21 protein-coding genes are annotated in these 24,376 nt (G+C 62.7%); 10 read left to right on the plus strand and 11 right to left on the minus strand.

The genetic code is table 11. From position 1 onward, the window contains the following. Positions 1–36: 36 nt before the first annotated feature. The 4 genes from AXW67_RS42620 to AXW67_RS04110 all read left to right on the plus strand — a co-directional run bounded on the left by AXW67_RS42620 (position 37) and on the right by AXW67_RS04110 (position 2,717). Positions 37–210, plus strand: coding sequence for a hypothetical protein (locus tag AXW67_RS42620; protein ID WP_161491220.1), 174 nt, complete (start codon positions 37–39; stop codon positions 208–210). Between the two features lie 52 nt (positions 211–262). Continuing rightward, on the plus strand, positions 263–1,096 hold the full coding sequence (locus tag AXW67_RS04100; protein ID WP_245315410.1) for an SDR family NAD(P)-dependent oxidoreductase: 834 nt from the start codon (positions 263–265) through the stop codon (positions 1,094–1,096). Positions 1,097–1,134: 38 nt separating this feature from the next. Next, complete coding sequence (locus tag AXW67_RS04105; RefSeq protein ID WP_063676806.1) at positions 1,135–2,109, plus strand: tripartite tricarboxylate transporter substrate binding protein; 975 nt, start codon at positions 1,135–1,137, stop codon at positions 2,107–2,109. A 290-nt stretch (positions 2,110–2,399) separates the two neighbouring features. Then, the gene (locus tag AXW67_RS04110; protein ID WP_063676807.1) at positions 2,400–2,717 is read left to right on the plus strand and encodes a BA14K family protein; all 318 of its coding nucleotides are present in this window, start codon (positions 2,400–2,402) and stop codon (positions 2,715–2,717) included. A 267-nt stretch (positions 2,718–2,984) separates the two neighbouring features. On the opposite strand, the gene AXW67_RS04115 is transcribed toward AXW67_RS04110, so the two are convergent. After that, the gene (locus AXW67_RS04115; protein WP_145927408.1) at positions 2,985–3,290 is read right to left on the minus strand and encodes a hypothetical protein; all 306 of its coding nucleotides are present in this window, start codon (positions 3,288–3,290) and stop codon (positions 2,985–2,987) included. Positions 3,291–4,003: 713 nt separating this feature from the next. Here AXW67_RS04115 and AXW67_RS04120 point away from each other — a divergent pair. Both AXW67_RS04120 and AXW67_RS04125 read left to right on the plus strand, forming a co-directional pair. After that, positions 4,004–6,205, plus strand: a complete 2,202-nt coding sequence (locus AXW67_RS04120; RefSeq protein WP_082907751.1) for a TonB-dependent receptor — start codon at positions 4,004–4,006, stop codon at positions 6,203–6,205. Between the two features lie 215 nt (positions 6,206–6,420). Then, complete coding sequence (locus AXW67_RS04125) at positions 6,421–9,057, plus strand: spermine/spermidine synthase domain-containing protein (RefSeq protein WP_082907774.1); 2,637 nt, start codon at positions 6,421–6,423, stop codon at positions 9,055–9,057. 13 nt (positions 9,058–9,070) lie between these two features. Here AXW67_RS04125 and AXW67_RS04130 read toward each other — a convergent pair whose 3' ends face one another. The 3 genes from AXW67_RS04130 to AXW67_RS04140 all read right to left on the minus strand — a co-directional run bounded on the left by AXW67_RS04130 (position 9,071) and on the right by AXW67_RS04140 (position 12,185). Further along, positions 9,071–9,694 (minus strand): 2OG-Fe(II) oxygenase family protein, encoded by a 624-nt coding sequence (locus AXW67_RS04130; protein ID WP_027556958.1) that lies wholly within the window; start codon positions 9,692–9,694, stop codon positions 9,071–9,073. A gap of 95 nt (positions 9,695–9,789) precedes the next feature. Then, positions 9,790–9,987, minus strand: coding sequence for a hypothetical protein (locus AXW67_RS44855; RefSeq protein WP_347336740.1), 198 nt, complete (start codon positions 9,985–9,987; stop codon positions 9,790–9,792). Between the two features lie 230 nt (positions 9,988–10,217). Continuing rightward, positions 10,218–12,185, minus strand: a complete 1,968-nt coding sequence (locus AXW67_RS04140) for a CehA/McbA family metallohydrolase domain-containing protein (RefSeq protein ID WP_063676809.1) — start codon at positions 12,183–12,185, stop codon at positions 10,218–10,220. A 284-nt stretch (positions 12,186–12,469) separates the two neighbouring features. Between AXW67_RS04140 and AXW67_RS04145 the strand changes: the two genes are divergently transcribed. From AXW67_RS04145 to AXW67_RS04160, 4 genes are read left to right on the plus strand one after another with little or no spacing between them, the layout of a single operon-like run. Continuing rightward, positions 12,470–13,372, plus strand: coding sequence for a peptidyl-prolyl cis-trans isomerase (locus AXW67_RS04145; RefSeq protein WP_063676810.1), 903 nt, complete (start codon positions 12,470–12,472; stop codon positions 13,370–13,372). After that, positions 13,369–14,349: a HupE/UreJ family protein gene (locus AXW67_RS04150; protein WP_063676811.1), complete on the plus strand. Its 981-nt coding sequence runs from the start codon at positions 13,369–13,371 to the stop codon at positions 14,347–14,349. Before AXW67_RS04145 ends, AXW67_RS04150 begins: the two co-directional genes overlap by 4 nt. 16 nt (positions 14,350–14,365) lie before the next feature. Further along, entirely contained in the window at positions 14,366–14,974 is a 609-nt protein-coding gene (locus tag AXW67_RS04155) for a HupE/UreJ family protein (RefSeq protein WP_063676812.1), read from the plus strand. Further along, positions 14,971–15,588 (plus strand): HupE/UreJ family protein, encoded by a 618-nt coding sequence (locus AXW67_RS04160; protein ID WP_063676813.1) that lies wholly within the window; start codon positions 14,971–14,973, stop codon positions 15,586–15,588. The genes AXW67_RS04155 and AXW67_RS04160 overlap by 4 nt, the downstream gene beginning before the upstream one ends. Before the next feature lie 51 nt (positions 15,589–15,639). Here the strand turns inward: AXW67_RS04160 and AXW67_RS04165 are convergent, their stop codons facing one another. From AXW67_RS04165 to soxB, 7 genes are all read right to left on the minus strand, one after another. Further along, complete coding sequence (locus AXW67_RS04165; protein ID WP_063676814.1) at positions 15,640–15,912, minus strand: acyl carrier protein; 273 nt, start codon at positions 15,910–15,912, stop codon at positions 15,640–15,642. Continuing rightward, positions 15,909–17,387: a hypothetical protein gene (locus AXW67_RS04170; RefSeq protein WP_063676815.1), complete on the minus strand. Its 1,479-nt coding sequence runs from the start codon at positions 17,385–17,387 to the stop codon at positions 15,909–15,911. Before AXW67_RS04170 ends, AXW67_RS04165 begins: the two co-directional genes overlap by 4 nt. A 35-nt stretch (positions 17,388–17,422) precedes the next feature. Beyond that, on the minus strand, positions 17,423–18,970 hold the full coding sequence (locus tag AXW67_RS04175) for an amino acid adenylation domain-containing protein (RefSeq protein ID WP_063676816.1): 1,548 nt from the start codon (positions 18,968–18,970) through the stop codon (positions 17,423–17,425). A 6-nt stretch (positions 18,971–18,976) separates the two neighbouring features. Continuing rightward, entirely contained in the window at positions 18,977–20,137 is a 1,161-nt protein-coding gene (locus AXW67_RS04180) for a class I SAM-dependent methyltransferase (protein WP_063676817.1), read from the minus strand. 486 nt (positions 20,138–20,623) lie between these two features. Further along, positions 20,624–21,328, minus strand: coding sequence for a c-type cytochrome (locus AXW67_RS04185; RefSeq protein ID WP_145927409.1), 705 nt, complete (start codon positions 21,326–21,328; stop codon positions 20,624–20,626). Beyond that, the gene (soxC, locus tag AXW67_RS04190; protein WP_063676818.1) at positions 21,312–22,589 is read right to left on the minus strand and encodes a sulfite dehydrogenase; all 1,278 of its coding nucleotides are present in this window, start codon (positions 22,587–22,589) and stop codon (positions 21,312–21,314) included. The genes AXW67_RS04185 and soxC overlap by 17 nt, the downstream gene beginning before the upstream one ends. Positions 22,590–22,662: 73 nt before the next feature. After that, the gene (gene soxB, locus AXW67_RS04195) at positions 22,663–24,360 is read right to left on the minus strand and encodes a thiosulfohydrolase SoxB (protein WP_063676819.1); all 1,698 of its coding nucleotides are present in this window, start codon (positions 24,358–24,360) and stop codon (positions 22,663–22,665) included. Positions 24,361–24,376: the final 16 nt, after the last annotated feature.

Consider the following 24,376-nt stretch of genomic DNA (forward strand, 5'->3'; position numbering starts at 1 on the left):
GTCAAGAGAGACGCCAGGGGAAAGCGAGGAGCGTGCATGCGGACCCATTGCCTCAATGGACAGCCAACGACGCCTGCGGACATGCCGGGGCTTGCCGACCTGATCGAGCATCTCGGCACGCCGGCTTTTCCTGCCACGCTGTTCCGTACGATGTTCGATTGGGCGCGGGCCAACCACCTCACCGCATTCGCTTTCGAACCTCATCGCTGATGCGCCTCGTGCTGAATTGACGAGGCTGGCGGCGCTTCCATAGCGACCCGAGATGCCGGCGCTGTCCCTCGATCAGGTGACAGACTTCCCTGCCCGGCCGGCTCATGGTTGCGATCAACATGGGGATTCTTCAATGAGCAATATCGACAATCTGACCGGTCGCCTCGCCGTCGTGACCGGCGGCAGCAACGGCATCGGCGCTGCCGCGGTCAAACGTCTTGCGGCGGCCGGAGCGGATGTGATCATCGGCTACCACAGCAGCGAGGCGCGCGCGCAGGAGCTGTTGCGCGGCTTGCCTGCCGGTCGGCACGACATCGCGCGCCTTGCGCTGGAAGATCCCGCCAGCTTCACGGCGCTCGCCGCCCATATCGATGGGCGCGGCGGCAAGCTCGACATCCTCGTAAACTCCGCCGGATTCACCCGCGCGATTCCACATCACGATCTCGACACCCTGACCGATGACCTGTTCGAACAAATCCTGATCGCGAATGTACGAGGCCCCTATTCCGCCATCCGTGCCTTGCGTCCGCAATTGCGGGCATCGGGCGACGCCGTGGTGATCAACGTATCGTCGATCTCCGGCTTTACCGCCTCCGGCAGCAACGTGGCCTACTGCGCCTCCAAGGCCGCACTCGACAATATCAGCATGTCGCTGGGCCGCGCCCTTGGGCCCGAAATTCGCGTGATCAGCGTATCGCCCGGGGCTGTCGCCACCGACTTCGTCCCGGGGCGCGACCGGGCGGCCCTGGAAGCCGGTGCGAAGTCGACGCCGCTCAGGCGTGTTGTCGAAGCGGACGACGTCGCCGCCGCAATCCTCGCCTGCGCCACGCATCTGAAAGTCAGCACCGGCACCACCATCGTCGTCGATGGCGGACGTCATCTCTAGATCGAGCGCCGATCGCGAATATTGGAGGAGCAAGTTCCATGCTTGGCAAGTTTACGGCAGCCATCATCGTATCGCTGTTGACCGTCCTTGTCGCTTCGCCGGTCAGTGCCGCCGACCAGTGGCCGCAGAAGCCGATCACGCTGATGCACGGGTTCGGCGCGGGCGGCAATGCAGACACGATCTCACGTCTCGTTGCGGCCGGGCTCGCCGAAAAGCTCGGAGCTACGGTGACCGTCGATGCCAAGCCCGGCGCTGGCGGGAATCTTGCGTCCGAACTGGTGTCGAGGGCGGCACCGGACGGACACACCCTCATCCTTCTGACAGGAGGCCATGCCGTCTCGGGCGCGCTTTACAAGAGTCTGCGGTTCGACCCGGTTCAGGCTTTCAGCTTCGTGTCGCTCATCGGCACCTTCCCCTTCGTCGTTGCGACACGCGCGGACAGCCCCATCACCGATCTGTCCAGCCTGATCGCGGCGGCCAAGGCTGCGCCCGGAAAGCTGACCTTCAGCTCGGTCGGCTTTGGATCGACCCAGCATCTCGTCGGCGAGCTTCTGTCCCTGTCCGCCGACATCAAGCTGACCCATGTGCCCTATCGCGGCGGCATGCAACCGCTGACCGATCTGCTCGGCGGCAATATCGACCTGATCGTGGACACCATCACCGTGACACGTCAGGGGATCAACGGCGGCACGCTTCGCGGGCTCGGCGTCACGAGCACAGAGCCCTGGCCCGCCCTACCCAACGTTCCCCCGATCGGCAGCCGCATTCCCGGCTTCGAGGTGATCTCCTGGATCGGCATAGCGGCGCCGGCCGGCACGCCGGCCCCCGTGATCGAGCGGCTGAACGGGACGTTGCGTGCGCTGGTAGATGATGCCGCATTCCAGCAGAAGCTCGACGACCTCGGCGTTCGCGCCAAGGCGAGTTCTCCGGCCGAAATGCGCGACTTCGTCGCCGGCGAGATCGTGCGCTGGAATGGCGTCATCGACCGCGCCAGCCTGCAGAGAATCGAGTGATGCTCGTGCCGGGGCTCCAAGCGAGATCCAGCGAATGGGGTTGCGAGACCGGCCAAGCTTGATGGCGCCCTTTGCGCAAGAGCGGATGATCGGCACAGGTCCATAAGCGGCGCTCCATGCCCCGCTCCGATCATCTTCGTTCCACAAACGAACGACGCTTTCTGTATTTGAACGACAAGAATGCGCAGGTCGCGAGTATGCGATCTCGGGCAACTTGTTCGGCGCGCTATGTCGATCCACATCCTGCCGTACCGGTAGCTCGACGCACCGGTGAACGATGGAGATCGACCATGACTGGACTTAAGATTCTTGCTGCCGTGGCCTTGTTGTCGAGCCTGACCGCAAGCACCGCCTACGCGCAGTCTGGCTTTGCAAACAGCCATCCGGATACTTACGAGGCCGAGAATCCCAACCGCAACTTGAATGGCACGCTAACGCCGGCGGGTCGGGAGGGTCTCGAGTTGCCGGATGGCGCGGCTCCGGCGCAAGGAGCGGACAACGCTATCGCACGCGCGGTTTCGCGTTCCTGCGCGGAGCGTTATCGATCCTTCGATCCTGCAACGAGCACCTACATCGGCCAGGACGGTCAGCGCCATCCGTGCGAGTAGCGGCGCAAAACCGCAAATCAGCGGATCAAGCGGACATTGTCGAGCTGAGCGCTCGTTAGCTCGGTCGGATTCGAGGCGCCGTCTAAATGGTGTCCCCGTTTTTCCCGAACATGATGCTCGTCACGCTTACCTGATCACTCTCCCCGGTCTTGATGTGCTTCGTCTTTGCTGGGGAGATACGCCATTCGGAGATGCCGCAGCGGTCGCAGAGTAGTACCGCCGCGCGGGAGTGTCATAGCTGCGTATGGCGGTCGGGGCCGTGTCCGTTCAGTCATACTCAGGCGTGTGCGAGCTTCCTCGCCTCACCGCACTTTCCGCAACCGCCGCCCCGATGACGGGCGCGCCCTCGCCTGGTTTCGGGAAATTCAACGTCTCGATTAGCTCACCGCGCGCCATTGTCGCCTCGCGGCCGCGCACCGAACGAAGCCTCCAGCCTTGATAATCTTCACCTACTTTCAGGCGCAGTGTGGCCTTGCTCGTTTGGTCTACAAAAATCGCAAGACTCTGGTCGGCACCGCTCACGGTTCCGACCAACGAGAGACGCAGTTCGACTTTTGGCGGGCTCGGCGGCATTGGCGGCGCCTTCGGCGCAGATAGCGAAGGGACGGCTGCTGGCGGCTGCCGGCGCGAGGCCGAAAAGATTGGTCGCTCGCGCGTGGCCGACAGGGTCGCGAGCGGGACTGCCCAGAGTGGATTACCTTGCTCCCGCCCGACGGGAGACCGCAGCATCGCGCCTGAGTTGACTGGCGGTGTCGGAGCTGCGGGAGCATCCCGAAGCGAAGGGTTGGATGACGATCCGGTACGGTTTGGAGCGCCGATATCAAACCCATCCGCAAGCGGCGCCGAAGTTGAGGCGGAAACACCGAGCGAAGGCGCCAGGATCAGCAAAAGCCGCATCGATATTCGCAGTATGACCTTACACCGTCTCATGTCCTCGTCACTGGTCGAGATCCGGGCAAAACGCGCAGCTTGTTTTCACCTGAGCACAGCTGGCGGCCCGCAAACGCGACAGCGGCGGCGAGGCAGGCATTCGGTCGCCGGGGAATTAGGCTTATCGGTCGCCAATGTGACAGCCGTACGAAATGGCGATGATCTCGCCGATGTGCTGGCAGCATGTTCACGTTGCGACAATTCGCGGACGAAGCGACATCAGCCGCTCGGGCTGCGCGGTGCGTGGCAGCGGTCGGTATGACATTGTTGTTGAATCGTCATACCCAGCTGCTAACGTGAGACCGGGTTGGGTTTGTTGCTTCCCGTGTGGGCTGTAACAGTTATCGTGCGGGGGCATGGCGGTGCGTAGGGTCTTGTTGCGGACGTTTTCCGCCGCCTGGCCGTTTGTCCTCTGCACACTCCCAGCCGCCGCCCATGAGCCTGGTGCGGTCGCGCCCACGGAGCTTCCGCCGGTGACCGTTGCGTCGCCGGATAGCCCGCGCCCCTATAAGCTCGCGCGCAGCAAACCACCGAAGAGCCGTGGTACGCGACCTCGGACTCCCGCTCCCTCGGACAACCCGACCGAGGGCGGCGGCGCGGCCGGTGCAGCGCCCGTCGGCTCGTCCGCCTTGCAGCCCACCGCCGCGAGTTCGGTACGCATCGGCGGCGCGGAGGTCAACGCGGTCCCGTTCTCGCGGCCCGGCGAGGCGCTGGAAGTCGTGCCGGGGCTGATCGTCACCCAGCACTCCGGCGAGGGCAAAGCCAACCAGTATTTCCTGCGCGGCTTCAATCTCGATCACGGCACCGATCTGGCGATCACCGTCGATGGCATGCCTGTCAACATGCCGACCCATGGGCATGGGCAAGGCTACGCCGACATCAATTTCCTGATCCCCGAGTTGATCCAGTCGGTCAACGTCCGCAAGGGACCGTATTTCGCCGACCAGGGCGACTTCGCGTCCGCCGGTGCCGTGGCAATCGACTACGTGAACAAGCTGCCGAAGAACATCGCGGAGATGACCTTCGGTAGCTTTGGCTATCGCCGGGCATTGGCGGCGGGATCGACCGCCGTGGGCGCCGGCACGCTGCTGATGGCGACCGAGGCTGGCAAATATGACGGGCCGTGGGAGGTGCCGGACAACGTCCGCAAGCTGAATGGCGTCATGCGCTACAGCCAGGGCACCGCGACCGACGGCCTGACGCTAACGGCGATGGCCTATTCCAACGGCTGGAATTCGACTGACCAGATTGCACAGCGCGCGATCGACCAGGGCCTGATCAGCCGCTTCGGCACGCTCGATCCGACCGATGGCGGCACCTCCAGCCGCTTCAGCTTCTCCAGCAACTGGGCACAATCAGGCGACTACGGACAGACCAATGTCAGCGCCTATGTCGTGCGCTCCGATCTGCAGCTCTTCAACGATTTCACCTACTTCCTCGACAACCCTGTCAATGGCGACCAGTTCAGCCAGCTCGACCGCCGTACTCTCGGCGGCTTTGATGCGCGGCATGCGTTCGATTGGCGCTTTGCCGGCGTCGAAACACAGACCCGCGTCGGCGTGCAGAGCCGCTACGATGATATCCATGTCGGCCTGTTCAAGACAGAGCAGCGCGCATGGCTCTCGACCGTGCGCGATGACCGCGTGCAGGAGGGCAATGTTGGCCTCTGGACCGATACGACCACACGCTGGACCGACTGGCTGCGCACCACGGTCGGCATCCGCGAAGATTTCTTCGCCGGACATGTCTTCAGCGATACACCGGAGAACTCGGGCAACGCGCAGGCGTCGATGGCGAGCCCGAAGGCCGGCATCGTGCTCGGCCCCTGGTACAAGACCGAGTTCTACGGCAATGCCGGATACGGCTTGCACAGCAACGATATCCGCGGCGCGACGATCACGGTCGATCCCAACGACAAGGTAACCCCACTTGACCGCGTGCCGCTGCTCGTGCGCTCTCGCGGCGCTGAAGTCGGCATTCGCACCAAGGCGATCGAGAACCTCACCAGCTCGCTCGCCGTATTCGTGCTCGACTTCGACTCGGAGCTATTGTTCGTTGGGGATGCCGGCACCACGGAGCCGAGCCGGCCCAGCCGCCGCCTCGGCGTGGAGTGGACGAACCAGTACAAGCCATTGCCGTGGGTGACGGTCGATCTTGACGTGGCCTATACCCGCGCGCGCTTTACTGATTTCGACCCCGCCGGGGACAGCATCCCCGGCGCACCGGCGTGGGTCGCAAGCGGCGCGGTCACCCTTGGTGGCGACACCGGCTGGTTCGGCGCGCTGAAGGCGCGCTATTTTGGCCCGCGCCCCCTGATCGAAGACGACAGCGTCCGCTCGCAGCCGTCGCTGATTTTCAATGCACGCGCCGGCTACAAATTCGACAACGGCCTGCGGCTGCAGCTCGACGTGCTCAACCTCTTCAACGCTCGGACCAACCAGATCGAATATTACTATCTGTCGCGATTGCCGGGAGAGCCCATCGACGGCGTCGGTGATCGTCACGTCCATCCGGCCGAGCCGCTCGCGGTGCGACTAACGGTGGCGGCAAGATTTTGATCGCACCTGACCTACGGCATCAATGAGCGACACCGACCGGCGTGAAAGCAACCGGCGCTGTTTGATCGTCACAAATGCTGAACAAATCTGACATAGAGCGGATGCTTTGATCGGCCAAGAGCACGAGTTTGGCCGATCGAATTTTGGATCATGCGATCGTCAAGACCCCGGCTTGTATCGCGCAGCCGGTCGAGTTCGGGAAAGGAGTGAAAGGAATGCAATCCGATCCGGACAGTGCCGCGATCGCTTCGGCAGAACAGTTCGCAGGCGCGGTCCAGGTCGAGGCCGCATCGGCGCGCTCTCGTCAAGCTGCAAGCTGCGATTGGGCGTTGATCCCGATCGTGATGGCGTCCGGCTTTGCGGGCCTCGGCTACGAGATCGTGTGGACACGTCAGCTGAGCCTTGCGCTGGGGACCGAGATGATGGCGGTGCTTGGCGCCATTGCCGGCTTTTTCGGCGGTCTGGCACTCGGTGCGTTTGCGCTCGACGCGGTGATCCGGCGTTCGCGGTCGCCGTGGCGCGTCTATGCGATCCTTGAGTCCATTATCGCAGCCTGGGGCCTGGTCAACGTCTGGCTTTTGCCCTGGGCTGGCCGAGCCCTGTTGCCGCTGCTGGGTACTGAGCCGTCCCCGGCCCTGCTTTGGGCCGGCAGCTTTGCGCTTCCAACGCTCGTTCTGCTTCCCGCAACGACGGCGATGGGCGGAACCTTGGCCGCACTGGAGCGGATGACGCGCGAGGCTCGGGGCGAGGCTCGCGTCGCGGCAGGAGTATATGGCGCGAATACAGCCGGGGCCTTGGCTGGAACGCTGGCTTCCACATTCCTTCTGATTCCCGCGCTCGGATTCTCCGGCACCCTGGTCTGCCTCGCGGGCGTCAACATGTTCTGCGCCCTGAGCGCGCTCGCGGTCGGAGCGGCGTCGGGCAAAGCGCGAGCCGCCGAAGTGGCGCGGCCGAAACCAGTTCGAGAGCTGCGGCTCACAATCACCCTGTTCGTCACGGGTCTGCTCGGAATCGCATTCGAGGTTCTCGTGGTTCGGCTTGCGGCGCAGGTGATGCAGGACACCGTTTATACCTTCGCGGGACTACTGGCTGCATATTTGCTCGGCACCGCGGCAGGCGGGCTGCTCTGGCAGCGCGCCGGCCTCCATGCGCAAGAGGGTAGCCTCCGCGGCCTGCTCGCCGGAACGGCGTTCGCTTGCGTGATGACTGCATCGTTCGCGCCTTATGTCGGCCGCCTCGTCGAGACCGCGTCCGCTGCAGGCGTGCTCGGTGAGCTGGCAGTGGCGATAGCGCTGTTCCTGGCGCCGTCGACCGCGATGGGAGCGTTGTTCGGCCTGCTGGCGCAACAGGTGCGAGACCAGCGTGGATCCGTTGGATGGGCTGTCGGGGTCAACAGCCTCGGCGCCTCCATCGCGCCGCTGGTGGCAGCGCAATTTCTCATCCCGACCTTTGGTACGTGGAAGCCACTCCTTCTCGTTGCGCTGGGCTACCTGCTCCTCCTCCCACCCGGCTGGCCGGCCTGGGCATGGACCGCGGCACCGGCGATTTTCGCGCTTCTCCTGTGGGCCCATCCCGCTCCCCCGCTGACGAAGGTGCCGTCTGGTGGCGCACTGCTTGCGGTTCATGAAGGGCCGATGGTGACTGCCAGCGTTGTCGACGACGCAGCAGGTGTGCGCTATCTCGAGGTCAACGGTCATTTCCGCATGGGCGGCACAAGTTCGGTTCGATCCGACTACCGTCAGGCGATGTTGCCTCTGCTGCTTCATCAAGCTCCGCACCAGGCCTTATTCCTCGGCATCGGGACCGGCGCCACCGTGGCCGGCGGATCGCAGATGCCCGGTGTAAGGGTACTCGGCGTAGAACTGTCGCAAGAAGTGGTGGACCTGCTTCCGTGGTTCGCTGGTCCGGCGGCTGCTCCAGCATCCCGGGTGACCGTCGCGGATGCCCGCCGGTTCATCGCTGCGGATACGGGTCGGTATGACGTGATCGTCGCCGACCTGTTTCATCCGGCGCTGGATGGCAGCGGCGCGCTCTACACCGTGGAGCATTTCGAGGCCGTGAAGCGCAGGCTCGCACCCGGCGGCGTCTTCTGCCAATGGCTTCCCCTATATCAGCTCGATCTGCCCTCCTTGCGCGCCATCATCCGCGGCTTTCTCGACATCTATCCCGACGGCTCGGCCTGGCTCAACCACTACAGCGTACGCACACCCATGCTTGCGCTCGTTGGCGCAAGGGACGGCGGCTATTTCGATGCCGACGCGCTCGCTGCCCGGCTGCGCGATCCCGCGGTCGCGCAAGTCGCACGGCCGTTGGGGTTCGAGGCACCGATCGATTTGCTCGGCCAATACCTCGGAGGCCCGCGCGCTCTCTCGGCATTCGCCGGCGAAGGCCCGCGCAATACGGATGACTATCCCTTCGTGACCTTCGATGCGCGCCGGAACGTCCATGCACTGACAGCGCCGCCCTGGTCACTCCTGCTTGCCGTCACGCGCAGCATGCAAGCCGATGCGGCGGAACTCCTGGCTGTTGGACCAGAGCGCGAAAGTCTGAGCAGACGGCTGAGCTCCTACTGGCGCGCGCGCGACCGATTTCTCGAGGCCGGCGCGTCGCTGCCAGGCGATCCGCGCGGGACAGCCTTGATTGAAGCGGCTGCGCCGGGCCTCATCGAGGCGCTTCGCCTGAGCTCCGAATTCGATCCAGCCTACGGACCGCTGATGGGCATGGCGAGATCCCTGATGAGTTCAGACCGGGCGGCGGCTGCGCGCTTGCTGCGCCAGATTGACCGGGCAGCACCATCGCGCAGCGAGGCCAGGGAGCTGCTGCTACGCGAATTTGGACTACGAATGGAGTGACCAGCGCGCTCGCTCAAGGCGCAAAGTTGATGCGATAGCCCCAGCAGTCAAGTTGGTCGGGAATCGCGTTGAAAGCGATCGTAATCCTCTGCTCACCCTGATTTCTCGGCACCTCGTGGTAGAGGTAGCTTGGAAAAAGAACGAGATCTCCCGGCTCGGCCTCCGGCAGCACGTACTTGCCCGCATTGAACGGGCCGATCGCGGCGGTTCGCGTATGGTGGCGGAAGGAGAAATCGAAACCGCCGGGCGGCCGCACGAAAACCGTCTTGCAGGCTGGGTGCGAGGGCGTGAGATAAAAGATGCCCGAGACGAAACTGTTGGCGTGGGAATGCAGCGTCTGGTTTCCGCCCGTCTCGAGCATGTTGGTCCACATCTCCTTGACCGTCCAACGCAGCTTTTCGCCGAACAGCAAGACGCCGAAATCGACAAGCTTTGGGACGGCAAGTTCAGCGATCTGTCGAAACAGCTCGTTGTCGCGTGGATCGGCAACCTCGGTGTGGAAGAGCTGACCCGAGCGCAGATTGCCTTCCGTCCGAGTATTCCGGATCGCCGCGACTGCGGCTTCGTTCAGCGATGGAGGGAGCAGCTGAGGCGAGCGCAGGAGGGGAATCGGGAAAAGCGGCTCGATCTGATCCATGTCGCAAAATCTACCTGTTCTTCGTGGCGGGCAACCATGCGCGAGCAAAGGTGACACTGCGATGACAGCGAGCAGGATCCACAAAATCTTCCGAGCTACTCGTCGGGCTTGAGCACTTTCAGCTTTTCGCCGGGTAGCAGCTCATGGCGCCGTTCGCGCACCTCTGCGGAGGCGCGAGCGGCCATCTCAAGACACTCGTCGAATTCCGCGTTGCCGGCCTCGACCTTGGCCTGGTGCAGGTGACGCTCGGCAAAATAGCGCGAGAGGTGATCGGGTGGCAGTTCTTCTGCCAATGCGCGCGCCTCCCCGATTGCAGCTTTGCAATCTTCCCACGTAGGCTCGTCCGGAGCCGGCAGAACGGCGCCTGGCGCGGCCGCGACGCAGCCTGGGTCAAGGAGAAGGCACAGCGCGCAGAGACCAATTCGAAACAAGAACACCACCGAACGCAAGCAGCTAGCACACTTCAAAGCTATTCCGGCGGGAAGCATCGATCTTTGCCTCCCGCCGGACAGTCTCAGGTACGTCAGTGCTGGTCGTTCTCGGCCCTATGCCCCAGGCGCCGCGCCAGATCCGCGTTGGTCTCCACCAGCAACTTCGGCGAACCCTCCGGCCTGATGAAGATGGGATTGGCGTAGAACCAGACGTTCGACCAGGCCTGAATGTCGTGGGTCACCTTCTTGACGCCGTTGACCGTCTCCAGATGCGCCGGGCACGCCGGGTCCGCGCAGCTCACCTTCGCATTGTTGGCGTCAAGCAGCGGATTGCCTGCGGTGTCCGTGACATTCGGAGTACCGACCGGGATGTTCGTTCCGCGAGCGCGGACGTAGAATGGAGTGTTACCGGCCGTGATCGTCGTCGTGAAGCGCAGCCGGACGGAGTCGCGGTCCCGGTGCTCGCGGTGCATCTTCGTCGCCGGGATCTGCCGGACGACGCTGGCAGTGGAATTGTAGACGATGTCCGCGCCGGCAGTGCCCCCGGCGTTCGCCACCGCATAGCCGGGCGCGCCCGGTGCGACGACGCCGGTGATCTTGCCGCTGATCAAGTCGACGTGGTCGAGCGACGGCTTGTTCAGCGGTTGCTTGATCCCCACCTGCTCCAGCAGCGGATTGTTGAAGCTGTAGGGGCTGTTGTTCTTCGCCGGGACGGTCATCTCCATCTCGACCGTCACCTGATCGCCGGGCCTCACGACCAGCGTTTCACCCATCGTCTTCCAGTCGTCGCCCCGCGCTCTGGCGCGGAACACCATGTCCGAACCGATGAGGTCCGCGTTGACCGAGTAGGAGTTGCCCGATCGCATCCCGTCGATGACCGACTGGGACGAGAACCTTCCTTCATTCGGAACATACAGCCGGGTGTACTCGCCGGGAATGAAATCGGCGGTCGTGAACGCGTCGCGCGCGACGCCCGCGCCGCGGCTGTGCCAGTCGGAGCTGACATAGATGAAGAAGTTCCGACCTTCGCCGAGCAAACCATCCCACAGGCCGCCCACTTTCGCGGTGTAGATTCCGCTCATGCCGTAGGTGCCGCCGCCAACCGCAGTAGCCGTGTAGGAACCGGAGCCGCCAGTGAGACCGCCTTCTGCGAAATGGCCGGGCGACTCGATGCCGAACGCGACCGTCGGTCCGGCATTGTTGAAATCGCGGAAGTGCTCGATGTTGTAGCCCTTGCTAGCCGAGGGGTCGAATGGCCCCTGGCGCTCGGTGTGTGTGGGAATGACATAGGATTGCAGCGGATGGTGCGCCTGCAACCATTTGATGCCTTCGAGCGCCTTTTGGTGACCCGCCGTACCCGTGTTGTTGACGTTGTCCTTGCCCTGCCAGAGCTGGTCCTCGCCGCCTTCTCTGATGGGGCCGATCGCGTCGGTGTCGGAACGGTCGAAGCGGTACTCGAACTCCGCCATCTTGTCGGCATTGCCGCCCCGACGCGGGTTCTGCCCGGTGATCACCGCAACGTCGACATGCTCGTGACCGGGAGCGATCCATTCCAGTCCCTCGATCAGCACCTTGTTGTACATCGGCGCCCGGTTGACGATGATCGGATACTCGATCTCCTTGATCGACTGCCAGCGCCACATTTTGGCGTTGCTGCCCGTACCGTTCGGGGTGCCCTTCAGGCTCGTAATCGTAATGCCGTCAATGGTCTGGCCGAGCGTCTGATTCCAGGTCGTGGTCGTGTCGCCGGGGAGATTGGCGCTCGTGTCGCTGAAGCGGCAGTCCCGGTTGCCCGAACCGCCATGATTGCCGAGCGTGAACCAGTCGAGATCGAAATTGTTGCCTCCGCCGGCAGCGACGCCCTTCGCGACAGAGCGGTCGATCGAGTAGCCCGCGGAAACCGAACCGTCGGTGCAGGTGTTGTGATTGTGCATGTCGCCGGCAACATAAGGATTGCCCCTGTGGCGATCCCTGCCGAACTCCTCGGCCACGGCGCTCTGAGTCAGCGCCAGAGATGCTGACGCTGCGGTCAACAGGATGGTCTTGCTAGTCGGAAACATCGATCGCCCCTCGCTCGGATTTGAGTCATCGCGAAATTCAACAAGAGTGACAGGAATCGAAAACCGCCTGATCCCCGGACTCCGTACGGCGGCGAAATGACCAGAGCTCGAATACAGCTTCGTGAAGGATTTGTGTTGCCGAGCGCAGCTTCCGAACAATTCGTGCGACATCTTGTCTCTTGCAACTTTTCTGCGCCGCATCGGCGATTGCAGATGACAGATGAAACGCGCTGTCGCATAAGGCGCGCGGCCAAGCCATACCGCGAAGAGTTTGTGACACCAACATGTCAATGCCAGCGACGTCAAATGAAGTGCAATCCCTTCCGCGCACAGAACGCTCGAACCAGAGCACCGATGCCGCGCCCGGTGCAACGCAGCCTTCGCGGTCGATCATCGCTGCGGCCACGCGCTTGTTGCGTGAACCGTTGCTGCACTTCGCGCTGCTTGGCGCGGTGATCTTCGGCGTCGACGCTCTTCTGCATCCCCCCGCCAAGGACGAAAAGCTGATCACCGTAACCAAGGCGATGCGCCAATCCTTCATCGAAAACTTCGACGAGGACAAAGTCCGTACCCCTTCCAACGACCAGCTCCAGAAGATGATCGACAGCTGGGTCGCGAGCGAAATCCTTTACCGCGAGGGCAAGGCGCTCGGTGTGGACCGCGGCGACGAAATGATCCGCGACCGGATTGCCTTCAAGATGCAATTGCTGATCTTCGACCAGATCCGGGTCCAGCAACCCACGGACGAACAGCTTCAGGCGTGGTTTGCGGAAAATCATGCCCGCTTTGACGAGCCGGAGCGCGTCTCATTCTACATCACCGCGCCGACGGACCAGACAACGGCGCAGCGCCAGCTCGAGGACATTCTCCAGCAACACGAAACAGAGGACTTGCAGCAGCAGACCCGCGCCATCCTCGCCCGGCCAGTTGCGAGCCTTGCTGCGTCCTTCGGTGAGGAATTCCGTGATGCACTGCTGACGATACCGCAGGGGGAATGGAAGGTCCTGCGCTCCAAGGATGGTTGGCACGTTGCTCGTCTCGATTCCCGGCGTCAAGGAACGCTTGCCAGTCTCGAGACGGTTCGGGATGAGGCCGCCCGGATTTGGCATACGGAAGAAACGCGCAAGCTGGCATGGGAAGCGGTCAAGCGGCTCAAGACTTCCTATCAAGTGCGGTACGAGCAATGACGGCGATGCGCTACTTGCGTCTGGCGCTGGTCGTCCTCGCCACGCTGATGCAGCCGTCCATGCTCGGCGCGCATGAGGCGAGCCTGGGCGTGCTCGAATTCCGCGAGGTCCGCCCCGGCGCGTTTATCGGCCGCTGGACCATGGAGCCCTCCATCGGCGCTGGGCGGATCGATCTGCGCGTCCCACCCCACTGCTTCCTCCGACTGCCCGAAATGAACTGCGGCCAGAAGGGCCTTGTCGGCTCGATCACCATCACCAACCTCGGCGCCAACATGTCGGCTGTCCTGATCAAGGTCATTCCGATCGCAGGTGAGCCGCGCAGCTACACGATCTCGACCGCCAATCCCGTCGTCTCCGTCCTTGGCACCGGCGCCCCGACGCTTGAGGCCTGGATCGAGCTGGCCAAGACCTATGTGAACTACGGGATCGATCACATCCTTTTGGGCGCCGACCATCTGCTGTTCGTGTTGGGCCTGATCTGGATCGTCGGCGGTGGCTGGCGATTGGTGAAAACGATCACCGCCTTCACCATCGGACACAGCGCTTCGCTTGCCGCGGCGGCGTTCGGCCTCATCGGAGTGCCGGAGCGCCCGCTCAATGCCTGCATTGCATTGAGCATCGCGTTCGTCGGAGTCGAAATCGTCAAGCAACAGCGCGGCACGATGGGCATCACCGCCCGTTATCCCTGGGCTGTCGCATTCACCTTCGGTCTTGTTCACGGTATCGGTTTCGCAAGCGCCCTGGCTGGACTTGGACTAGAACGCAGCCTCCTGCCCGCGGCGCTGCTCTTCTTCAACATCGGCGTGGAGATCGGTCAGCTTGCCTTTGTGCTCCTCGTGCTCGCGCTGATCTGGGCGCATCGGCGACTTGATGCCGTCGTGCCGCGCTGGGGCGAGGCTCTCCCGGCCTACGCCATCGGCTCCGTATCGATGTTCTGGTTCTTCGGCCGCCTCGTGCGAGTGTTTGCCGCGATCTGAGAGAGACGTACACACCATGTCGTTGCGCATGTTCAGAGTTATATCGACCGCGATCGTTGCCCTTGCGCTGACGCAACCGGCGGCGTTCGCGCACGACCAGATCGGTGTCGCCGGCGGGCTCTTCAGTGGCCTGCTGCATCCGGTCACGGGAATCGACCATCTGATTGCCATGGTTGCGGTCGGGATCTGGGGGGCGCAGCTCGGTGCACCTGCGATCTGGGTGCTCCCCATCACGTTTCCGCTCGTCATGGCGATCGGCGGGGTCTTGGGGGTGCTGCGAATTCCGCTGCCGATGCCGGAGGTGGTGATCGCAGTTTCAGCGCTGGTCCTCGGGGTGGCCGTCGCCACCCGCCTGCGCTTGTCGTTTCCAGTTGCCGCCGTCATTGTGGCCGTCTTTGCGGTCTTTCACGGTCATGCGCACGGCGCCGAGCTTCCAGGCTCGGCGAACCCGATGGCTTACGGGGTCGGCTTTGTCACCGCCACCGGCCTGCTGCATCTCGGCGGAATCGCGATCGGCACTCTGACGCGCTGGCCCGCCGGAGAGCGCGTCATTCAGGGACTCGGGGCCGGTATCGCAGGACTTGGCTGCTACTTCCTCGCCCAAGGCCTCGGAGCTATCGCATGAAACTGAAATTCAGACGCGGATGGATTGCCGCCGCGCTGTTGCTCGCCCAAGGGGGAGCAGCCGAGGCTCATATCGTCGCAGCTCGCCTCGGCGATTTCTATATGGGTGCATTGCATCCTTTCACCGATCTTCAGGATGTCATTCTCTGGACCGCGACAGGCGTTCTGGCCGGCTCGCTTGGAGCTTCAAGGGGACGCTGGCTTATCCTGGTGTTTCCGCTTGGACTATTGGTCGGTTTGCCTCTGGGGCGCATTTTCGGCGCGGCTTCGGCAGGACTTGCGGACGCCGCGATGATGCTGGCGATAGGTTTGATGCTCGCGGCAGCAACGCGAATTCCCACATCCGCGTTGTGTGCGATTTCATTCGGATTGGCCGTGATGCGCGGCGCTGCCAACGGCGCAGACCTCGGGCCCGACACCGACCGAGTGCTGTTCGCTGCAGGATTGGCCTGCGTCGGCTACACCATCATTACCCTCACGATGGCTCTGACCGTCGTGTTCAGAGGGACCGAGTCCGACGGCTCGGCGCCTTGGCGAACGATCGCCGTTCGCGCGCTCGGAGGCTGGATCGCGGCCATCGGTCTCATGATGGCGAGCATTGTTCTGGCTTCTTGAAAGAACGTTGCCAATCCGCGCATGACGATCGGCTCTTCTGCGGCGCGCTTCCTAGGCCGGTTCGACAGAGGATTGCTCCACGAGGCGAGCAATGGCGGAAATTGAGTCCAATCTGGTCAAGTCGAAGCCAAGATCGGAAAAATTGATCCCATAGTCGGTCTCAACGCTCATGATGAGCTCCACCGCATCGAGGGAATCAAGGCGGCCGCTGGAAAACAACAGATCGTCGTCGTGAAGCGGCGCACCGTCTCCCTTCATGAGAAGCCGCTGCATAATGTAGCTCCGCATACGTGATTTCACCTCGGAGGCAGGCACTACTGTCATGTTGTTACTCCCAGAAGATAGAAAAGGAATTCGGCGCGTTGCCAGAGCGTGTGCTCGCGATCGAGTGGCGCGTCAAAGACGTGCAGAATGCAGAAGAAACCACAAACCCAGAGACAAGGAAGCAGCCGGCCGCGCAGCCAGCCTCGTGTCGCCCGTTGCGGTACACGGCGCAGCTGCGATACGGCCACGCTCATGGCAAGGACAAATGTGTAGAACGCGTGCGATTGCTCGCCGACCACAGCGTTCCAAAGACCCATGTCGACGACGAAGCGAATGTCGCGGATGAAGTGAAACAGCAGATTTCCGAGGCAAGCAGCAACGAACGTCGCGAAAAACAACCGAAGCCTGCGATGGCTTCGGAAGCAGCGAACGAAGGTCGGATAGAAGAAATGATCGACCAGCAGCTCCTTGAAGTAGAAGTAGTACCGGTTCCAGAAGTCGGCGAGGCTCGCGGACTCCAGCGGCCGGTACGTGTTGCGCAGCAGGCGAAAGCCGGCGAGGCGCGCGGTCGCCACGATGATCCCACCGAACACGGTCATGCCGAGGAGATCTTCGACGAAGTAGGCGATCAGGCTGGTCCAGCCGATCCAGCGCGGATAGGGATCGTGGACGATATGGCGGAGCAAAGTGTCGTCGAAGGTCGGCAGCCACAAGATGCCGTGGACAAGCTCATTGAAGCAGCCCCGCCCGACGGCCAGCAGCAGCGTCCATGCCGCCAGCTTCACGCCCTTGAGCTGGGTGACGGCGAGTTCCTCCGGCGTCTTCGCTTCGAAGCGCCGAAGATAGGACAGGCCCTTTCCGAATGGCGTCAACGTCGCTCCCCAGAAGGGATGAAAGACGCTCAATTTTTGCCAGACCGGGGACCGCTCCTTGCCGGCATCAGCCAGCGCATAGGCAAGAAACCAGAGATAGGGCTGGCACGTCACCAGGAATGACCACAGCAGGACACGCGGCATGCCGATAGTCAGCGTCGACTGTGTGGCTAGTACCAGTCCGAGGAAGCCCAAGAGCAGGCACATCGTGGGGCGACGCAACGCCGTGGCCGCGTTACCCTGCAGCACGAGCAGGCCGGAGAACAAGGCGAATACCAGCGTCAGCATCGCCGACTGCAGCAACGGCTGACTGATCCGATCCGTCACACCTTCCTGCGCTGCCAGACGCTCCAGCAGCGGCGCATCAACCAGGAAGCCGCTCCGGTAAAGCAGCAACGACGTCGCGAGCAGGATGAAGATGCGGCGATACGTCCCGGCATAGGCGCACCCCATCGCGAGCAGCGCCGCGGAGAAATCGATGCCCACCAAACTGAGCAGTGCCACGAGCACGGCCACCGCCCCACACAGAGCGATACGGCCGGTCACGCCCTGGACTCCGGTCACGAGCGTAGGATCCCGGTCGATCTCCGGAATCAGACGCCAAGCGGGCCGAGCGCGCGAACGCGCCGCCATATACGCGCTCGGCTGGCTTTCGATGCTCATCGGGAAAGGCGCGCTGGCGGACCGGCTTCTCGCATTCACGAGGCCTTTGCGTGGGCTTCATCAAGCAGCGAGGCAACTGAACGCCGATCTGCCTTGCCGTTGGCGTTGACGGGAATCTCTTCCAGCCAAATGAAACGGCTCGGGATCATGTAAGCCGGAAGACGCGCCGCGCAGTGCTGGCGCAGATCGGTCTCTGCCTGCTTCGTCCCCGAATAGGCGGCCAACAGGCGGCTTGCACCGTTGGCGTCGTGAAGCACGGCCGCAAGCGCGCGCGTGATCCCTGTCCGGGCAGCGATCGCATGGTCAATCTCCTCGAGCTCGACCCGATAGCCCCGAAGCTTGACCTGGTTGTCGGCGCGGCCGCGAAAGCGCAGCACATTTGCCCGGTCCACTTCTACGAGATCACCGCTGCGGTAGAGGATCGAACGATAACCGTCGATCAACGGATCCTGGCGGAACCGCCGTGCCGTCTCTTGCGGATTGTTGATATAGCCGAGCCCTACGCCGGGACCACCCAGCCACAGCTCGCCCACTCCTCCTGTGGCGATCGGCTTCATGTCCTCATCGAGGATGCGGTAGCTGAAATTCGGATTGAGCCGTCCGAGCGGCGCCAATCCCTCGCTTGTATCGAACACCTGCGCAGTAATGTCGAACCCGCTACAGATGCAACTCGTCTCGGTTGGTCCATAGCAATTGATCAGCTTCGCGCGACCTGCGAACGCGTCGTAGAATCGACGCAACCGCGCCAGCGGATATCCCTCGCCTCCGAACATGAAGCGGGTCACATTCGGTAGCCAGTCGGGCGATAGAAGGTGCATGGAGTCGAGAAACATGAACAGTGTCGGCACCGCGAAAAAGAACGTGCACCGATGCCGCGTGATCTCCGCAACCAGTTCCGCCGGCGGCCGGCCTCTCAATGCGTCGATAGCAACGATGGCGGCCCCATTGAGGAGTCCGGCGTAGATGTCGAACACCGAGTTATCAAAGTAGATCGGGTTGACGTTCGTCAGCCGGTCCGCTGGACCGATGCCAAGATCATTCCCCGCCCACTCGACCAGATGAAGCACCCCCTGATGGGGAATGACCACGCCCTTCGGCTCTCCCGTCGAGCCGGACGTGAACATGACATAGGCCGGATCTGCGCCGGTGATTTCGGTCGTCTGCGGCAGGTCGCTGCCGTCGAATTCGGCGATAGCTTTGCGGAGCTCGGCGCGTGCGGCTGCATCACCGACCACGATACGCGCACCGGGCCCTTCCCTGACACTGAGAATCAAGCTGGCCCGGCACCGGTCGAGCATCAACCGCGAACGCTCCGCTGGAGCGGCGGGATCGAGAAATGCGTACGGTGCACCAATCTTGATGCAGGCCAATGCCAGCGCATAGGCCTCCATGATCTTCGGCATCTCAAGGCAGACGACGGCGCCGCGGTCCACCCCCACCGACACGAGCCACCGCGAGAACCGGTTCGCCGTTTCATTCAGTTCTCTAAACGAGTAGCTATTACCTTCGCAAAAAAGAGCGGGTGCCCCCGGCGTGGCGGCCACGATCTCCTGAAAGCGCAGCCCCAGATTATGGCCGACCATCTTCGATCACCCCTCAATCCGCTCGCGGCTGAAGCAATCGTCCGATGCCAAGGAAGGCACTAGCGAAGGAGGCTGCACCAGTTCCAAAAACGCGCGCGGGCTCAATGCAACAACGGCAGAAGGCAAATGCGCATCGGGAAATTGCGCCTGCAGCGCATTTGCAAGCTCGATCCCGAGCTGCTGCCGGTATGCGGCAGCCAACGGATCGGTCGCCATGTCATCGGTTTCCCTTGGATCGGCCGAGGTCAACGGAAGATGGTCTGTCCTGCCAAAAGCAGGAACGTCATCGTGATCGACGTGCAGCACCACGTCGTATCGATAGCGCGTCAGCTCGTTATCGGAACCGCGCTTGCGCAAGCCTTCTGCGGCGGCGATCCGCGGGATGGATCTGCAGGTGGCATGGAAGAAGCGGGGATCAATGACCAGCTCCCGCTCCTGCGCTATCGATAAGGAAACCTTTCGCTCAAGCCACCGCTCAGCGACCCCTGGCGGCGCCTTGACGGATTGAACCGCGGCGTGGAACGTTCGCAACAGGCCGAAATGGCGCACGTCGCCCACGAAAATATGGCCTCCCGGCGCCACGACACGAACCGCCCGCTCGAGAACATCCTGTAGATATTCGATGCTGGGGAAGTACTGGACAACCGAGTTGAGAACGACGACGTCGAAGGACTGCGACGGCAAGCCGTCGAAATCCGTTGCTTCGCGCTCCAGCAGTTCGACATGGCAAAGGTCCGCCTTCGACGCGGTGAAAGTACGTAAGCGGTGAACGGCGACGGGCGAAAGATCCGTTCCGAAATAGGTCGTGCAGCCGGGCGCAAGCCGCTCGACAAGGAGCCCGACCCCGCAACCGACCTCCAGCAGCCGTTTCGCACCCAACCCGCGGATGCGCTCGACCGTGCAATCCAGCCACTCGGCCATAGCAAGTTCGGGAATGGGCTTGTTCGTGAAGTTGCTGGTCCACCCGACGAAGGACGGCGCAAAGCCTTCGTCGCCACGGCTATACACCTGGTCGAACGCGCGGCGCCACTGCAGAACTCGCCGCTCCCGCTCCGCCAGGTAGAGGCGCGATTTGGCAGCCTCTAAGCGATCGGGATCTACCGCGACATAGGCGAGCTGATGGCTGTTCCCGCCAACCCCCTCTTCGACAACGAGCGCGGCGTGCATGACATCTGGGTGTGTCAGCAGCGCCCGTTCAATCTCGTTTGCAGGGAGTGAGCGCAACACACGTACCAGACTTCGACCAAGACCACGTCGCTATCCTAGAAGAATGACTCTTAAGCAACTCTAAATTGGCGCAACCAAAGATGGTGGCGGGGGAGCTACGACCGCGAGCGGTGCCACCTGCAGGGCAGGCGCATTGCGGCACGCGCCCAATCTCGGTCTCTACGGCGCCGACGACTTCAACAGCACCGATCCCGTGACACCGCTCGGGACTTCTTGCCTTGCCGTCCCGTTCTGCCCCCTCAGTACCAACTTGAAGGGGCAAGTTAGACCGCTTTCGCAAGAGTAGTATAACCATCAAGGATTTCAGAATCTTATGGCACGTTCCTAAGAGCGCTTCTCGCCTGCCATAGAGCTCATCGAGCGCCGCACCAAACGCCCGATCATTAATCTCCGGCTCCTTTCACGGCAGCTGTTGTCACACCGATCTCAGTCAACCTTGGGCCCGCTCTTCCCGTCCGGCGTCACATCGACCGAAATCGCCTTGCCCGTGACCTTGGGAAGCTCTCGGCAATTCCTCATGCAGGGATCCTTGTTCCAGAACTTCTTCTCCGACGTTTCGCGATCGTCGTCGAAAAACGCTTCGGCGTTCGGCAGCTTGATCGACGCAAAGTTCTTGTCGTTGAGCTCGAAGTTCTCGTCCTTGACGATGTCGTTGAGATTGAGCAGGAACGCCACGAGTGCGTAGGCTTCGTCATCCGTCAGCGAACGCGCATTGCCGTAGGGCATTGCGCGCCTGATGTAGTCGTAGACCGTCGACAGATCCGGCCAGAAGGAGCCAATGGTCTTGTCAGGCCTGTCCGCCCTCAAGGTGCCCTGCCCGCCCGCGAGCACGGGCCAGCGGCCGGCGCCCTGCCCGAACTCGCCGTGGCATGACGCGCAACGCTCCTGAAAGAGCTCATCACCTTGCTTCACAGTGCCTCGACCAACCGGCAAGCCGCGGCCGTCGGGACGCACGTCGGTGTCCCAGGCCGCGATTTCTTCCGGAAGGGCTTCCCGACCAAGCCCCATCTTGGCGGCCGGCTCGGCAGGCGCCGCGCCAACTCGCGGGCGCTCCGCCGACCATGCACCGGAGAGGCCAGTCATGAGGCCGACGGCAATGCCGGCCGCGAGCAGTCTAGCCCAGCTCGACATTCTCAGAGTCTCCGTTGCGATGCACCAGCCAGGTCTGGATGCCATTGTTGTGATAGATCGAGTTGACGCCGCGAACCTTTCTCAACTCGTCCTTGGTCGGCTGCACATAGCCGGTGGAGTCGATCGCGCGCGACTGAACCATCAGCTCTTCGCCGTTCCAGTCGAAGTCGACGTAGAACCGCGTCAACGACTTATCCAGCACGGGACCGTCAATCCGCGCCGTCTGCCAGTTTCGGCCGCCGTCGAGGGACACGTCCACGCGCTGGATCGTGCCGCGCCCCGACCAGGCGAAGCCGCTCAATACGTTGCGGCCCTTGTATTTCAGCGGTGCCTGCGGCGACGGGCTCGTCACCACCGATTTCGCATCCATGATGAAGGTATGCTTGCGCGAGCGACCATCAGCCAGGAGGTCGGTGTACTTGGAGGTCTCCTCGCGGGTCTGCCACGGCTGGTCGCCGACTTCGATGCGGCGCAGCCATTTGACCCAGAGATTGCCTTCCCAGCCGGGGATCACGGCGCGCAACGGATAGCCCTGCTCGGGACGAAGCGCCTCCCCGTTCATCGCAAAGGCGAGCAGCACATCGCTCAAGCCTTTCTCGACCGGAAGTGAGCGGTTCATGCCCGAGGCATCGCCCCCCTCGAGCATCAGCCATTTGGCGTTCGGACGCAGGCCGGCCTCGTCGAGCACGACCTTCAACGGAACGCCGGTGTACATCACGTTGTGCACCATGCCGTGCGTGAACTGGCAACCGTTCAACTGCGCGCCGCGCCATTCCATGCCTGAGTTGGCGGCGCATTCGAGGAAGTAGATGCGGTTGGTGCGCGGCATCCGCTTGATGTCATCCATGGTGAACACCAGCGGCTTTTCGACGAGGCCGTTGATCATCAGACGGTGCTTGGCCGGATCGATCTCGGCGACGCCGCCATGATGACGCTCGAAGCACAGCCCCGACGGGGTGATGATTCCGTCGAGCTCGTGAAGCGGCGTGAAGTTCACCGACGACTCGGCAGAGGCCGTCAACCAGGACACATCGCGCCTGATGACGTTCTTTTCGAACTTCGACGGCGATCCGTAGGGGCGCTTGTCGACGCCGTCGCCGAGATAGCGTTGCCAGTCCTGCACCTCGGTGATGAGCGGGTCCGGCTTGGTCGTATCCGTGGCCGAAGCACCGCGCGTCATCGCAATGCCGGCGCCCGCAAGGCTCGCGGCCGACAGAAAGCGTCGTCGGTTGACAAGATCAGCTCGCGACTTGTCCCGCATGGAGCTTACCTCTCTTCATGCATCAAGATATGTGAATGTGTTGGACACACAGCATTGCGCGCATGTCCTTCGTTCAGGCGCCGGTGACGCGCACAGCGGAATTGGGAGAGATGGTGACGGCGCCGGTCTTCGAGATGTGCGAAGCAACGACATCCCAGATTGGCGGACCTTGCGTATTCTCGTTGATGCTTGCCCAGCCTGCCACCATATAGGTCCTGGCTGGATCGATCGGTTGTCCTGACTTCAGATGTGTCATCTCCGATATCCGAGATCCCATTGGCCTGGATACGTCGATCGCGTAGCCCATTCCCCCGATGCGAACCATGTCACCGCCACCCTGGTAGTACGGGTCGGGATGGAAGATGTTGTCTGCGATATCTTCGAGCGTTTCCTTCAACTGAAGTCCGGTCATCTGCGCCCGATAGCAGTTGGGGTACGTGATCGCGGTGGCATTGGTGACGTGCTCCCAGGTGATCGTCTCGCCCGGAAGGAGCGTACCGCCCCAACGGAAGCCCGGAGACAGCGCAATTTCCACGTCACGTTCGGAGAGCATGGCGTCGCAGATCAGATCGTCGAAGGTGCCGTTGAAGTTGCCGCGACGATAGAGCAGCGAGTCGGTCTTGCCGAGTGGCTTTGCGAGCTCGGTTGCGAAGGGCGCGCGGATCTTCTCGACGAGCGAGGCCATGGCGGGATCGGGCGGAATCGCGTCGGCGAACACCGGCATCAGCTTGAATCGAACTCCGGCAACTTTGCTATCACGCACGTCGATATCGAGCCGCGACACGAACTTGCCGTGCGAGCCGGCCGCGATCAGCACGGTGTCGCCAACGCGGACGAGGCCCGGCATCGCGTCATGGGTATGGGCAGTGAGGATGACGTCCAATCCCTTCACGCGTCCGGCGAGTTTGCGATCGACGTCGAAGCCGTTGTGAGACAGCAGAACCACGACGGAGGCCCCGTCCGCGCGCGCCTCGTCGACCTGCTTCTGCAGGTCTTCCTCGCGGATACCGAACTCCCATTTCGGAAACATCCAGCGCGGATTTGCTATCGCCGTGCGCGGCAGCGCCTGTCCGATCACTGCGACCTTGGCGCCGCCGCGTTCGTACATTTTGCGCGGCTCGAAGACCGGCTCCTGCCATTCATTGTCGCGGACGTTCTGTGCGAGGAATGCGAAAGGCGCCTTGTCGGTGAGTTCTTTCACGCGTTCGGCACCGTAGGTGAACTCCCAGTGCCCAACCATCGCGTCGACCTTGAGCAGCGAAAGCACGTCAACCATGTCCTGCGCTCGCGTCTTGAGCGAGGTCCAGCTTCCCTGCCAGCTATCGCCGCCGTCGAGCAGCAACACGTTGCTCTCACCGCGCTCGGCCCGTACCGCCGCGATCAAGGCGGCAACGCGGTCCATGCCGCCCATGCGCCCGTAATTGCGCGCGAGCGAGATGAAATCATCTGATGTCAGCGCAAATGCATCCGCCGAGCCCGCGGCGATCTTGAAGTACTTCCGGAACTCCGCGTCGGTGATGTGCGGCGGCAGCCCCCTCGCCTCGCCGACCCCGAGATTGACGGCGGGTTCACGGAATTGCAGCGGCACCAGTTGCGCGTGGGTATCGGCCACATAGAGGATCGTCAGCCGCCCGAGCGGATCGAAGCGCAGGATGTCGGATTGTGTCAGACGTTGCTGGGCTGCGACCCGGCCGAGAGGACCGAGGCCGCTGCCCGCGAGCAGCGCAGCCGTTGCAGCGGTCGCCTGGAGAAATTCGCGCTTCGATATCATGGTCGCGTCGCACCCT

This window comes from Bradyrhizobium neotropicale (assembly GCF_001641695.1).
Lineage (GTDB): Bacteria > Pseudomonadota > Alphaproteobacteria > Rhizobiales > Xanthobacteraceae > Bradyrhizobium > Bradyrhizobium neotropicale.

Bases quoted from the DNA above. Each gene is read 5' to 3' on its own strand.
- AXW67_RS04145 (WP_063676810.1), top strand. From the start codon at position 12,470: ATGTCAATGCCAGCGACGTCAAATGAAGTGCAATCCCTTCCGCGCACA.
- AXW67_RS04160 (WP_063676813.1), top strand. From the start codon at position 14,971: ATGAAACTGAAATTCAGACGCGGATGGATTGCCGCCGCGCTGTTGCTC.
- AXW67_RS04130 (WP_027556958.1), bottom strand. From the start codon at position 9,694: ATGGATCAGATCGAGCCGCTTTTCCCGATTCCCCTCCTGCGCTCGCCT.
- AXW67_RS04170 (WP_063676815.1), bottom strand. From the start codon at position 17,387: ATGAGCATCGAAAGCCAGCCGAGCGCGTATATGGCGGCGCGTTCGCGC.
- AXW67_RS04150 (WP_063676811.1), top strand. From the start codon at position 13,369: ATGACGGCGATGCGCTACTTGCGTCTGGCGCTGGTCGTCCTCGCCACG.
- AXW67_RS42620 (WP_161491220.1), top strand. From the start codon at position 37: ATGCGGACCCATTGCCTCAATGGACAGCCAACGACGCCTGCGGACATG.
- AXW67_RS04125 (WP_082907774.1), top strand. From the start codon at position 6,421: ATGCAATCCGATCCGGACAGTGCCGCGATCGCTTCGGCAGAACAGTTC.
- AXW67_RS04105 (WP_063676806.1), top strand. From the start codon at position 1,135: ATGCTTGGCAAGTTTACGGCAGCCATCATCGTATCGCTGTTGACCGTC.
- AXW67_RS04155 (WP_063676812.1), top strand. From the start codon at position 14,366: ATGTCGTTGCGCATGTTCAGAGTTATATCGACCGCGATCGTTGCCCTT.
- AXW67_RS04180 (WP_063676817.1), bottom strand. From the start codon at position 20,137: ATGCACGCCGCGCTCGTTGTCGAAGAGGGGGTTGGCGGGAACAGCCAT.
- AXW67_RS04165 (WP_063676814.1), bottom strand. From the start codon at position 15,912: ATGACAGTAGTGCCTGCCTCCGAGGTGAAATCACGTATGCGGAGCTAC.
- soxB (WP_063676819.1), bottom strand. From the start codon at position 24,360: ATGATATCGAAGCGCGAATTTCTCCAGGCGACCGCTGCAACGGCTGCG.
- AXW67_RS04115 (WP_145927408.1), bottom strand. From the start codon at position 3,290: ATGCCGCCGAGCCCGCCAAAAGTCGAACTGCGTCTCTCGTTGGTCGGA.
- AXW67_RS04185 (WP_145927409.1), bottom strand. From the start codon at position 21,328: ATGTCGAGCTGGGCTAGACTGCTCGCGGCCGGCATTGCCGTCGGCCTC.
- soxC (WP_063676818.1), bottom strand. From the start codon at position 22,589: ATGCGGGACAAGTCGCGAGCTGATCTTGTCAACCGACGACGCTTTCTG.
- AXW67_RS04110 (WP_063676807.1), top strand. From the start codon at position 2,400: ATGACTGGACTTAAGATTCTTGCTGCCGTGGCCTTGTTGTCGAGCCTG.
- AXW67_RS04120 (WP_082907751.1), top strand. From the start codon at position 4,004: ATGGCGGTGCGTAGGGTCTTGTTGCGGACGTTTTCCGCCGCCTGGCCG.
- AXW67_RS04140 (WP_063676809.1), bottom strand. From the start codon at position 12,185: ATGTTTCCGACTAGCAAGACCATCCTGTTGACCGCAGCGTCAGCATCT.
- AXW67_RS04175 (WP_063676816.1), bottom strand. From the start codon at position 18,970: ATGGTCGGCCATAATCTGGGGCTGCGCTTTCAGGAGATCGTGGCCGCC.
- AXW67_RS04100 (WP_245315410.1), top strand. From the start codon at position 263: ATGCCGGCGCTGTCCCTCGATCAGGTGACAGACTTCCCTGCCCGGCCG.